Here is a 12,466-nt window from a genome sequence, read left to right on the forward strand (position 1 = left end):
GGGTTTTCGAATTGGATGGACAGTTGAGTGTACTACAAAAAGGTCAATCGGTATCCGCACGTGGGGTTTACCTGGTCGCGCTTGGCGCAGCGTTTTGGGGACTGGATTCGGTATTGATTACTCCCTTGGTCAAAGCGCTCACCTCGAGTCAAATCGTCTTCATTGAACACGTCATGTTGGCGCTGTATGCCATCCCCGCCCTCTGGGTCACGCGCAAACATCTATGGAAACTCAGCATTCGGCAGTGGGGGGCCATCCTCTTCATCGCCTGGGGTGGGTCTGCGATTGCGTCCATTCTCTTTACCCGCGCGTTTCTGTACGGGAACCCCAATGCGATTCTCCTGTTGCAGAAACTACAGCCTGTGTTCGCGGTGCTTATGGCACGATGGTTGCTGCGGGAGCGGCTCACAAGGCTTTATCCGATGTACCTGATTCTTGCACTGTTGGGCACGTACTTACTGACATTTGGTGTTTCCCTGCCGCACGGCATCTCGGACATCCGGTTGGTTGGAGCTCTGTTGGCGCTTGGGGCTGCCGGGTTGTGGGGTGGATCGACCGTGATGGGAAGGTACCTGCTCTCCGATCTTCCGTTTGAGACGGTCACGGCCCTCCGGTTCATCGTTGCGCTGCCGTTGCTGCTGGCATTCGTCTGGGGGAGCAACTGGGGCACGATGGTCCATCACGCGATGAGCCCGGCCGTCCTGCTGAACCTGGTGTTTCAGGCGCTGCTGCCGAGTCTGGTCAGCCTGCTGCTCTACTACTACGGCCTGCGGCAGACGAAGGCGTCCTACGCGACGATTGCAGAGCTGGCCTTTCCCGCGTGTGGCTTACTGCTGAACTGGTTGGTCTTGCACCAGGCTGTCACGGTGTGGCAGTTCATCGGCTTCGCCGTCATTTGGGTCTGTGTGGCGCAGATTGCCCGGGTAGACGTAAAGCGGCCAGAACAGGCGGTGTCGGTGGCGTAAGCGAGGTAGCATGTGTGAATGAGACCTGAGTGCCATCGCAATAACACAAAAAAGGATGCCTTGATGCTGATGGGCATCCTTTTTTGGTGGTGCCTGACCCACGAGCGAGCGTGTCAGGCGGTTCTATTGGAACGTTGTTCGGCAGTTGGTTGATGCCTGTGCAGTCTCGACAATGGTTTTGCGAAGATTTTTCCATTGATTCAGACCATAAAACTGGACAAGCGCTAAACAAAATGGGTGGGTTTCCTCTGAATGGTTGTTACCAATGAATATAACCAATGTTAACATTTATTACAGTATTTGTTTCATGACAAGTGACATCACGCCGTGCTATTTTTCTCTCGCTTACTAATTTTCTAGCATACATATTAGGAGGAACGAGCACGGATGAAACGTGTATTGGCTCAAGTAGGCGCCATCACAATTGTATTGGGCGCCAGCATTCCCCACGTGACTGCTGCCACCACGAGTTACGTATCGGCACCGAAGACATGGACAGTCAAAAACGGGGATACGCTCTGGAAGATTTCTCAAAGAACCGGTGTCCCTATGAAAGCAATCGAGCAATACAATCGTATCAGCAAACCAAACACGCTAAAGATTGGGCAAGTGATTAAAATTCCACGTATTTGGACTGTGAAGTCTGGTGATTCCCTGTGGAAAATCTCAAAAGCCACGGGTGTATCCGTTCAAAGTATCGCAAAAGCAAATGGTATCAAAAACACGGCTTCCGTCAATGTAGGTACTGTGTTGATTATCCCCAGTTCCTCGTTACCAAGTACCACATCAGCTAATAAGAAGGCACCTTCATCAACTACTTCCGCCTCAGCGACCACAACGTCGAGCCGCACAGCATCTTCGACGATGGCAACTCAGTCTACAACTGCGAAATCCAGTTCTGCAGTTACCCAGTGGGTTGTAAAGTCTGGAGATACCTTGTGGATCATTTCTCAGCAAACCGGGGTCTCTGAGCAAACCTTGATTCAGGCTAACCATCTGAGTAACCCAAATGTGCTCACCGTCGGTCAAGTGTTGAAAATACCAGCGGCGTCCATTGCCTCAACGTCCACCAGTTCACAAACTACTGGTTCAACAACTACAGGTACAACGACCACGGGTACAACGACCACGGGTACAACGACCACGGGTACAACAACAACGGGTACAACAACTACGGGTACAACAACTACGGGTACAACGACCAGCACGCTGCCGATCATTTACGCGTGGGCGGACTACACTTCGTCCATTAACGATGCCATGGCTCACAGTTCAATCACAGATATCGGCAACGACAACTACGTGTTTAACTTCAAAGGAAGTGTTACCGATGGTACTCCGGGTTCAAACAACGTAACCAACTTGACCAATTACGGAAAAAGTAAAAACGTGAACGTGTACGCTACCGTGTCAAACTGGGATGCTCAAATGGGGAACTTTAACGCGACCCTCGCAAGCACGGTATTGAACTCATCGAGTTTGAGGGCAACTTTGGAACAGAACTTGGTCAATATTGCAACGAAAGATGGCTACACAGGCATTGATCTTGATATTGAGCAAGTGAAGCCGAGTGACCAAACTGTTTTCACCGACTTCGTGGACGAGTTGGGTACTCAGCTTCACGCAATTGGAAAGAAGCTGTTGGTTTCAATTCCGGGAGACACTGGCGAGTCGTGGTACAGTGGATACAATCTTCGTGCCATCGGGCAAGCCGCAGACCTTGTTCCTGTAATGACGTATGACTACAACTGGGCGGGAAGTACTGCAGGACCGATTGCCCCGCTCCCGTGGGACGAACAGGTTCTCAAGTATGTGACCTCCCAAATTCCAGCGAACAAAGTGCTGCTCGGTATCGGTACATATGGATATGATTGGTATACAGGGGATAACAATTACGCCAAAACGCTGACACTCAGTCAGATTGATACCCTGATCCAAAATGCCAATCTAACACCGAGCTGGGACAGTGCGGATTCCGTTCCGTATTTGAAATATACCGATTCAAACCATGTGACGCATACGATTTACTACGAGAACCAGGCAAGTATTCAAGACAAATTAGCCCTTGCCAAGGAATATGGAGTAGCCGGTATTGCCTTTTGGAAAGCCGGATTTGAAGACACCGCATTTTGGAATACCATAACCCAAAACAAGTAATGGTTGACCCAGTTCAGTTGTAGCGCTCTAAGCCACGGGTACAAAAAGCCGATCCGCTATGGATCGGCGACTTTGTTATTGTCGCGAAACCCACGAACCACATCGCATTGCCACCGACGATAGCCTCAATTTCCCATACTCACCCGTTCCTACCATTCAAACGAACATGGATATCGCACTGTAGAGGAGCAGCATACCCATGACCATATTGAAAGGGGTTTGGTATCTCGAGAGGAATCTTTGAAATACAGCACCAAATGCTGCCCAACAAGAAGTCGCTAGAAAGACCACGAATGCAAGAAACAGCGAGAAGAGGATGAAACTAAGGTCCGATTTGTAAAATGGAACGATAAATGTCGATATCACCGTGATTCCGTAAATCAATGCCTTTGGATTGATGAACTGTAGGATGAGCCCTGAGAAAAACGTATTGGATTTCTTTTCATCATCATGTTCCATATTCGGTTTGCTTTTCATGATTTTGAAGGCGAGATACAGCATGTAAGCCGAGCCCAAGATAGTCATCACGAGTTCAATCTTGGGTATGAAACTGAATAAGAGCAGGTTGAAATAGCAGCTCAACAGCATAATCACGAAGGAGCCCGCAGATACACCAAGGACGAATTTCAGCGTTTTGAAAAACCCGTACTTATTGGCGTTCGCCATGGACATGATGTTATTCGGTCCAGGGGTGAAGGTCGTCACAAAGACGTAAGACAGAAACGGGACGATATGCATGGGCCACAGCCTCCATTGTGATACGTTATAACTAATCATTTGTGCGTTTTAACGTCTGTACGTTTTGATTATATATTTGTGCGTTATGATATACAAGAGAGGTGTATGTTGTGGAAAACATTAATGAGGTGCTTGGGCACAACTTAAGGGCTTTTCGAGAAGAAAAGAAACTCAGTTTGGATAAAGTGGCTGAACTAACAGGGGTCAGTAAGGCAATGCTCGGACAAATTGAGCGTGGCGAATCGAGTCCAACGATAACAACCGTATGGAAAATAGCGAACGGATTGAAAATTTCCTTTACCTCATTGCTTCAAAAGCCACAAATTGATACAGTTCTGGTTTCAAAGAATGAGGTCCAACCACTGCTTGAGGATGAGGGGAGATATCGTCTTTACCCGTTTTTTACTGTTGAAGCGGATCGACGCTTTGAAGTGTACTCCGTTGAGATGGATAAAGGTGCTCTTCTTCATGCTGAACCTCACATGGAAGGATCACAGGAGTTTGTAACGGTGTTTGATGGGGAATTAACCATCAGCATCAATGACCATCAATATATAGTGAAAAATGGAGATTCGATTCGCTTTCGTGCCGACGTCCCCCATGCTTATCACAATACTGGCGATTCTTTGGTACGCGTGAGTATGGTGATTTACTATCCTGCATGATCCTACAAGCGGCCCCGCCAGGGTGGGCGGGGCCGACTGAATCGTTGCTTTCATTGACTGCTAGGCTGTCAAGGGAAGCTGTTAGTCCGTGGATGGGCGTACGCCACGGCTCTGCTTGTTGAGTTTGAGTAGAGCGCACAGTTGCTGAGTGGATTCACGACACAGTGTTACTGGTTCTAGAAGTGCTGTTGGTACTAGAAGCGTTACTGGTTCCAGAAGTTTTACTGGCTCCAGAACCGCTATTGGTTTTAGAAGTGCTATTGGTTTTAGAAGTGCTATTGGTTTTAGAAGTGCTATTGGTTCCAGAAGCGCTATTGGTTTTAGAAGTACTACTGTTTCCGGAAGCGCCATGGGTTTTAGAAGTGCTATTCGTTCCAGATGCACTATGTGTTGTAGAAGTGCTATTTGTTTTGGAAGCGCTATTGGTTCCAGAAGTACTACTTGTTCCCGAAGCGCTATGCGCCCCAGAAGTGCCATTGGTTTTAGACGCACTGCTGGCACCAGAAGAAGCTGAACCCACCTGCGCGGGCGATACATAGTGTCCGGTGACTGTAACCAGCGTGCCATAGTTCACTAGTGACCACACGGTTTGCGCAGCATTCACAGGCAATTCCACACAACCGACGCTCTGTGGGAAACCATACTGGCTACGATTGAACCCGTGGATTGCGTCACTACCATTAAAATAGTTCACGTACGGTACGCCGGGATCACGATAGTGTGTTCCATCGGGATTCGTTCCCGTCATTGTCTGCGACTGATACCGGAGGTAGATGGCGAAGGTTCCATTCGGAGTGGGGGCCTGTTGTACACCGGTGTTGCAGATGGATGTGTAAACCCAACGCCCTGCTTGCCATACCTGAAGTTTCTCAGGTGCCGGATTCTCGGTCACCAGAACATATGTATACGGATACACATTCTGCTTTGCGTTATTGGCCAGAATGGCCCGCCAAACCTGTGGGCTCACCGTACCGTCAATCGGAAGGCCGTACTGATACTCCACAGCCATCACGGCTCCACGCGTGATTTCTGTAAACGCGTCCGGTATCCACTCATTTTTCAATTCGGCCGGTGTGTTTGGATACCGCCATTCAAATTGAACGCTGGGTGGATGGTTCAGGTTGTTCAACGAGATGAGCGGCGTGGCGTCACCTGAGATTTTCACTGGCAGATATCCCAACTCCGCCAGGCGTTCGTTCAGTGCCAGCACCTCAGGTCCTGTCGCTCCCATACCGAACGATGGATACGTCGGTCCACTACTTTTTTTCACCTTCTCTGACGCGGACCCCATTTTTTTGGACATGCCCGGATCTTTGGTCGGTTGCGCAGCGGATTGCTCATGTGGGAACATTTTGCCCCAAAAAGCCGCCGTGGAGCCCGCGAACGCGACTCCAAGCACTATTACCGTTCCACTGATAATGACCCCTTTTGCTCGCATGTTTCATCCACCCCACACTCGCACAGCCTATGTTTTAGGCTTGTTCTATCTTTGTATGCCAACGCTATTGAAATTTTGCCTAACGTAACATGACGTATGACACACGTCAACGCACGCTTCGCGAGCTGTTTATACGTATAAGACGACCCAAGGCGTGATCCTGTTTCAACTCATCACAGAGGATCCGCAGCAGCGGCGGATGTATGGAGTTAAATATCTCGCATTTTCTGTCCGGCCATTCCATGTGAAATCGTCTGAAAATAAAGTACCACAGTGATTACGCTGTGTCTAAACCACATTTGATATTGCATAGTCATCGATACGGGGCATTGTACCTCTATTGGGCGTATGCGACACAAGGAGTTGCCAACGAATCGGAATTTTAAGCGGTGACATCACCACAAAATTCGGCGACAATAGGGGAAAAGTTGCGTCACCAAGTTGAGGAGGTAGTGCTCGTGATTTTGGTAACCGGTGCGACAGGTAACGTGGGCCGTGAAATCGTAAAGGAACTCCACCGTGCAGGGCATCAAATCCGTGTTGTAAGTCGGAACCCGGCGAAAGCTTCATTTCCTCCCGACGTCGAAGTGATGGCAGGGGACTTGACCGACCCGGCCATCATGAAAGCCGCGTTGGATGGAATTCAGAAAGTGTTTTTGATACGAGTCCCGGGCAGTGAAACGTTCCCCCAAATCGCGAAACAGAGCGGGGTTGAGCACATTGTCTTTCTCTCTTCCAGTGCCATCGAGGCACGAACAGAGAATGCCATCGGTCGCATGCACCTACAGACGGAAGAGTTGATTCGCCAATCCAATATCCAATGGACATTTTTGAGACCAGGGGCGTTTATGTCCAACGCGTTGCAGTGGGCCCCGGCGATACGGTCCGAAGGGGTTGTGAGAGCGCCATTTGGTGATGTGCGAACGGCCCCTATCCATCCACGGGATATTGCTGCCGTGGCGGTGAAAGCACTTGTATCTTCAGGACACGAGGGTAAGATTTATACCTTGACCGGACCTGAGGTGCTCACCCCGGTTGAACAGGTTCAAACGATTGGTGAGGTACTTGGCAAACAGATTACGTTTGAGGAGATTCCTGAAACGGTGGCTCGGGAGCACATGAAGCGCTTTGCGCCAGTAGACATCGTGGATGCGATATTTCAACTCATGAGGGAGGCGACCAACCATCCTGCCACGGTGTTACCTACCGTGGAGGAGGTAACTGGGCAAGCGGCCCGTGGCTTCAAACAGTGGGTTATCGACAACGCGGATGCTTTTCGTTGATACGAAAGACCTTTTTGACCATTCAATTCTGTGTAGGCAAGGTGATGTGAATTCATGAATGCCCACTGGCAGGGGATGGGACTCGGACATGGTGCTGGAGGGGGCGGGACAGGCGGCGGTCAGCGGTGGAAAATGCGCGAATTGGCCAGTCAAGAACATTTGGACAAGGCCATTATCCAGCGTGCTCTAAAAGCGTTTGTCCCGTATTGGCCGCATGCCATCCTGGTTACGCTGGTGATTGTGGTGACCTCCGTGGGCGGTGTCATCCCGGCGTGGTTAACCCAGAGAATCATTGACGATGGGATTACAAAAGGGCGGTTCTCCGTCGTCATTTGGCTCACCATCACCCTCGTTCTTACAGCGATTGCCACTGGGTTGCTCAGCGTGTGGCAAAACTGGCTCTCCAACGTCATTGCGCAGAATGTCATGGCGGATTACCGGCTCGCTTTGTTCCGTCACCTGCAGCGGCAAACCGTACAATTCTTTGCGTCACGCCAGGCGGGTGACCTTGTCTCGAGAGTGATGAACGACGTGACCGCCATCCAAAGTGTCATCACAACCACATTGGTGGGATTCGTGAGTAACTCACTCACCATTTGTACGACGCTGGTGCTGATGTTCGGCATGAATTGGAAGATGTCTCTCCTCGCCATGATTGTCGTGCCGGGGTTTGTATTCCCAACGCAAAGAGTTGGGAAAACGCGCCAAAAACTACAAGCCGAGATTCAAGAGTGGCTCTCAAAAATGACCGTTCAGCTGAGTGAAACACTCGGTGTGAGCGGCGCATTGTTGATTCGAATCTTTAACCATGAACCACACGAAGAAAAACAATTTTCGGATGCAAACCGCACATTGCGTGACTTGCAAGTCCGGCAAACTCTGGTTGGACGATGGCTATTCATGTGGTTAGGGATGTTTTCGTCTATCGGCCCAGCTTTGTTGTGGGGATATGGTGGATGGTTGGTCATTCACCATCAGATTGGGCTCGGGGTGATTGTCGCCTTCACCACACTGCTGTCACGGCTGTATGGCCCACTCAGCCAACTCGCACAGTTACATGTCAGCGTGTTGTCGTCCATTGCATTGTTTCGACGCATTTTCTTGTTGTTGGATTTGAAACCAGAGGTGGAGGACGGTCCCACAACCATTCCCCCCAGCAGCGTTCAAGGCCGCATCAGCCTTGAGGGTGTTTCGTTTTCATACAACACGGAGGCCCATCCAGAAGAGCGCAAGGTGGCTCTACAGGACATCGATTTGACCGTGGAACCTGGGCAAACGGTAGCCATCGTGGGGCCGAGCGGGGCCGGAAAGACGACGTTGCTAAACTTGATTCCTCGCTTTTCAGATCCAACCTCTGGCCGCATCCTGTTGGATGGCATGGACTGTAGAACACTGACCCTGAAGTCATTGCGAGGACAAATGGGACTCGTACCCCAAGACCCGTTCTTCTTTCACGATACCGTGTTTAACAATCTGCTTTTAGCCAACGAAAATGCCACGCAAGAAGACATGGAGAAGGCCTGCCGAGCTGCGCAGATTCACGAAACTATCGCTGCCTTGCCGCAGGGATACCATACCATCGTCGGAGAGCGGGGGTACCGACTCTCCGGTGGAGAACGGCAGCGACTTGCGATAGCACGCGTACTGCTTCAAGGACCACGTATTGTCCTGTTGGACGAGGCGACCAGTGCCTTGGATACGGTGGTTGAACGGAAAATCCAAGATGCTCTCGCTGTTTTATTGGAGGGAAGAACGGCGATTGTCATTGCCCACCGTTTGTCCACTGTGCGTGCAGCTGACAAAATCGTTGTACTCGACAGAGGTCACATTGTGGCTATCGGTACGCACGAGACTTTGGTTGAGGAAAGTCCCTTATATCAAAAGTTGTACGAGACTCAATTCGGAATCGTATCGCACAGGTGACCTTCTCCGAGATTCAGACATCTTGGGATAAGCACGTGATAGCGTAAAAGGTCATTCAAATGAGTGAGCTTTCGCGTCCTCAAGGCTATATACGGGAACTCACAATCCCCAAAACCGTTGCGATGACGATGGTCACTATCCATAGAAAGATATTTAAAAGGTTGAATTCTCGATGTAAGGTTTCGATGGGTTCATTCAACGCGAGCCGCTTTGATAAACGTCTACTTTGCAATGTCACCGCGATAATTGAAAAAATGATTGTTAAGCCGCCGATTTGTGTCATAAGGACGACCCATAATGGTCGGGAATCACTGAGAGAGAGCAGCACACCGCCACTGATGAGCATTATCACTGCCCCAGTATTTCCGACAATCGTAATGGCTCTTTGCGCTTTGTTGAAGAGTTGCATTACTTCAGTCCCGATATTCACCTTTCGTAACGAAACCAGACAAATCGCCATAGCTACAAACGACCCCATCCAAATGGACAACCCAAACAAATGTAGGAACCAAAACAAATGCTTCAAGGTATCTCACTCCTTTGTTTCGCCATACAGCGATGCTCCGTCAAAGGCGCAATCGTAGCCGGAAATGACTTGGCTCGTGGCTCATTATAATCGAATAGGACGTGCCGGATAGCGTCAATGATGCTCTTTGCATGACTTGTCATGCTATGTTTGCAGATCATTCTCTGTTTAGACAAACATTTAGACAATGGATGGAGGGTGGCACTATAAGTAGGCGAGCTTGGCATATCGTAAATCTACCAAATTCGAGAAAGATACGTATATCTCAGTAGACTCCCGTGAAGACTGACTTCCATAAGGCTTGATTCGGGAGTGAGCGTCATGAAGCGAATCATGGGTGTTGGAATTGTTGCTGGGGCAGTAGCACTTTTGACGCATATCATACCAGCCATGGGTGGCACAAGTGGCGATGTGACGAAAGCGGAGGCACATTATCTTGAGACCAGCTTTGGGGCAACAGGCGCAACTGTGATAGGATACATGATTCACGATTACGGTACACTCAGTCATCAGTTTCTGTCCCAAACCGAATTGGCACACGTTTCGAGTGGAATCGCCAAGAACTTGGGTCTTAAAGGAACGAAGACTGAAGGAAGAAGTGTAAACGGGGAGAACGCCTACCAGATGACTGGGATTTGGGAAGGGAATACCACAGTATCTATCTTTCTCAGTAGTTTTCATATGACGGATGGTATGTCAGATGAAACAGACATCGTGATTCGAGCCAGTAATAATCAACACAGTATTCGCCGATTACCCGCGCAGATGAAGGAAATCGCCAATGCACTTCAAAACGTGCACGTCGTCCCACACTTGGATGCGTATATCACGGGGTTTACATCGAAAAAGCTTTCAGAACAGGAGACAGAAGACACCGTTTCACGGGCTTTTCAGTCGGTACATGCAGTGCGCACAGAAGGGCTGAACTCTGCGCTTGAAACCAGTATATCTGGATACTCTAGTGAAGCACCCGATTATATCACCTCAGGTGGTAGGAAGATAAATCTACAGGTGGCTCTTCATTGGGATGGTTACGACAAACGCACTAACGTAGTGGTCGGAACGCCCATTATTGTGGATCCATATTAAATGCAAGAGCCACCCCATAGGGATAGCAGGACGGCCCTGCCACACCCTGGCAGGGCCGTCTTCGGTAGATGCTTTACGCCTGTGCAGGCTCGACTTTTTTCCGGGGATCGGAAATTCTCATTTTGCCCAGGAAGAGCGTCAAGACGGTACCCAATAGCACAAAGACCAAGCCGAAGAGAAACACGCTGTGCAGCGAATCCACCAACGACGATTTGAGGATGGGCACAAACTGCTGGGCAAACACGGCCGGCATTTTCCGGAGCGCGTCTGGGTTCAACAAAGACGAATACAGTCCTTGTGCGTTGTTGTGAATCATGTTCTTAAACTGCTGGGTCATCGGGTTCGCAGGCATGTGACTGAACAGCGGCGCCGTTTTTTCGGTCAGCAGCGAACTCGATTTGGCATTCAAAACAGCACCCAGAATGGTCATGCCGAACGTACCGCCGATTTGTCGGAAGAACTGGCTGGACGATGTGACCACGCCCAGTTCAGACTTCGGAAAACTCTCCTGCAAAGCGATGGTCAGAACCGGGAAGACGAGGCCCATGCCGAGTCCAAGAACGATCATGTAAATGGCGACTGTTACGCCGGACGTATCCAAGCCGAGTGTGGACAGCAGAACGAACCCTGCCGCCATAATCAGCATACCCATGGCCAGCTGCAGCCGAACGCCGATTTTCATTACCAATTGCCCGCCGACAATACTGCAAAGCATCATGGAAATCATCATGGGCGTCATGGCGGTACCGGATGCCGAGGGACTGACGCCGATAATCCCTTGCAAGAACAGCGGAACAAACATGATGGATCCGAACATGCCAACGGCCATCAAAAAGCCAACGCCATTGATAATGGTAAACGCCTTGCTTTTAAACAGTCGCAACGGCAGGATGGGTTCTGCTGCTTTCGATTCCGCAAAGACAAATGCACTGAGCGATACCAGAGCCAAAGCAAACAGTCCGAGAATCTGCCAGGAGGACCAAGCGTAGTCCTTGCCGCCAAACGTCAACGCCAACAAAATGCTGACGACACCGACCACCATGGTCACAATGCCAGCGAAATCGAATTGAACCTTCCCTGTCCGGCTGTGACGGGGCAACCCCAGCGCAATTAAGATGACCGCAACAACCGCAATCGGCAGGTTAATATAGAATACCCATCTCCAATTCAGCGCATCGACAATCCACCCGCCGATTTGCGGACCCACCACCGACGAAAGACCGAAGATGGCGCCAAACACGCCTTGCCACTTTGCGCGCTGTTTACCAGTGAAGAGATCCCCGATGATAATCATGGCCATCGGCATCATGATTCCGCCGCCAATCCCCTGAAAGCCGCGGAACCAGATGAGCTGCGTCATGTCGTTCGCCATACCACACAATGCGGAACCTACCATAAAAATAAGCAACCCTGTGAGATAGACGACCTTTCTTCCGAGCAAGTCCGCCAACTTCCCTGCAATCGGAACGATGGTGGTCGATGTCAGCATGTAGGCGGTGGTGAGCCAGGTCATGAGGGACAGGCCACCGAGTTCACCGACAATCCGCGGCATCGCCGTTCCTACGATGGTTTGGTCCAGTGCCCCAAACAACATGGCAATGATGAGACCCGCGATAAGAAAGCCACGGTGTCGGACATGCACGCTGGACTGGTCTAGTACCAGTGTTTCTGATTGCGCCATT

At 50.1% G+C, this 12,466-nt stretch carries 10 protein-coding genes; 6 read left to right on the top strand and 4 right to left on the bottom strand.

The genetic code is table 11. The features are described from left to right. Positions 1–11 precede the first annotated feature (11 nt). Both YWK_RS0115525 and YWK_RS0115530 read left to right on the top strand, forming a co-directional pair. Positions 12–965 carry a DMT family transporter gene (locus tag YWK_RS0115525; RefSeq protein WP_026965520.1) on the top strand — a complete coding sequence of 318 codons (954 nt, stop codon included), beginning with the start codon at positions 12–14 and terminating at the stop codon, positions 963–965. Positions 966–1,352: 387 nt separating this feature from the next. After that, complete coding sequence (locus tag YWK_RS0115530; RefSeq protein ID WP_026965521.1) at positions 1,353–3,122, top strand: LysM peptidoglycan-binding domain-containing protein; 1,770 nt, start codon at positions 1,353–1,355, stop codon at positions 3,120–3,122. Between the two features lie 156 nt (positions 3,123–3,278). On the opposite strand, the gene YWK_RS0115535 is transcribed toward YWK_RS0115530, so the two are convergent. Next, the gene (locus YWK_RS0115535) at positions 3,279–3,860 is read right to left on the bottom strand and encodes a LysE family transporter (protein WP_026965522.1); all 582 of its coding nucleotides are present in this window, start codon (positions 3,858–3,860) and stop codon (positions 3,279–3,281) included. Between the two features lie 110 nt (positions 3,861–3,970). Between YWK_RS0115535 and YWK_RS0115540 the strand changes: the two genes are divergently transcribed. Continuing rightward, positions 3,971–4,525: a helix-turn-helix domain-containing protein gene (locus YWK_RS0115540; protein WP_026965523.1), complete on the top strand. Its 555-nt coding sequence runs from the start codon at positions 3,971–3,973 to the stop codon at positions 4,523–4,525. Between the two features lie 154 nt (positions 4,526–4,679). On the opposite strand, the gene YWK_RS21170 is transcribed toward YWK_RS0115540, so the two are convergent. After that, positions 4,680–5,963: a L,D-transpeptidase family protein gene (locus YWK_RS21170; RefSeq protein ID WP_051375659.1), complete on the bottom strand. Its 1,284-nt coding sequence runs from the start codon at positions 5,961–5,963 to the stop codon at positions 4,680–4,682. 458 nt (positions 5,964–6,421) lie between these two features. On the opposite strand from YWK_RS21170, the gene YWK_RS0115550 reads away from it, so the two are divergent. Together YWK_RS0115550 and YWK_RS0115555 are read left to right on the top strand one after the other, a co-directional pair. Continuing rightward, on the top strand, positions 6,422–7,246 hold the full coding sequence (locus tag YWK_RS0115550) for an SDR family oxidoreductase (RefSeq protein ID WP_026965524.1): 825 nt from the start codon (positions 6,422–6,424) through the stop codon (positions 7,244–7,246). Positions 7,247–7,300: 54 nt separating this feature from the next. Further along, positions 7,301–9,169, top strand: coding sequence for an ABC transporter ATP-binding protein (locus YWK_RS0115555; RefSeq protein ID WP_051375661.1), 1,869 nt, complete (start codon positions 7,301–7,303; stop codon positions 9,167–9,169). Between the two features lie 85 nt (positions 9,170–9,254). Here YWK_RS0115555 and YWK_RS0115560 read toward each other — a convergent pair whose 3' ends face one another. Continuing rightward, positions 9,255–9,695: a hypothetical protein gene (locus YWK_RS0115560; protein WP_026965526.1), complete on the bottom strand. Its 441-nt coding sequence runs from the start codon at positions 9,693–9,695 to the stop codon at positions 9,255–9,257. Positions 9,696–10,016: 321 nt separating this feature from the next. Here YWK_RS0115560 and YWK_RS0115565 point away from each other — a divergent pair, with 321 nt between their 5' ends. Continuing rightward, positions 10,017–10,784, top strand: a complete 768-nt coding sequence (locus YWK_RS0115565) for a YwmB family TATA-box binding protein (protein WP_026965527.1) — start codon at positions 10,017–10,019, stop codon at positions 10,782–10,784. 73 nt (positions 10,785–10,857) lie between these two features. Here YWK_RS0115565 and YWK_RS0115570 read toward each other — a convergent pair whose 3' ends face one another. Continuing rightward, on the bottom strand, positions 10,858–12,465 hold the full coding sequence (locus tag YWK_RS0115570) for an MDR family MFS transporter (RefSeq protein WP_051375662.1): 1,608 nt from the start codon (positions 12,463–12,465) through the stop codon (positions 10,858–10,860). Position 12,466 lies beyond the last annotated feature (1 nt).

The organism is Alicyclobacillus pomorum DSM 14955, assembly GCF_000472905.1.
Lineage (GTDB): Bacteria > Bacillota > Bacilli > Alicyclobacillales > Alicyclobacillaceae > Alicyclobacillus_A > Alicyclobacillus_A pomorum.

Coding starts and splice junctions, on each gene's coding strand:
- YWK_RS0115565 (WP_026965527.1), top strand. CDS start 10,017: ATGAAGCGAATCATGGGTGTTGGAATTGTTGCTGGGGCAGTAGCACTT.
- YWK_RS21170 (WP_051375659.1), bottom strand. CDS start 5,963: ATGCGAGCAAAAGGGGTCATTATCAGTGGAACGGTAATAGTGCTTGGA.
- YWK_RS0115555 (WP_051375661.1), top strand. CDS start 7,301: ATGAATGCCCACTGGCAGGGGATGGGACTCGGACATGGTGCTGGAGGG.
- YWK_RS0115535 (WP_026965522.1), bottom strand. CDS start 3,860: ATGCATATCGTCCCGTTTCTGTCTTACGTCTTTGTGACGACCTTCACC.
- YWK_RS0115530 (WP_026965521.1), top strand. CDS start 1,353: ATGAAACGTGTATTGGCTCAAGTAGGCGCCATCACAATTGTATTGGGC.
- YWK_RS0115570 (WP_051375662.1), bottom strand. CDS start 12,465: ATGGCGCAATCAGAAACACTGGTACTAGACCAGTCCAGCGTGCATGTC.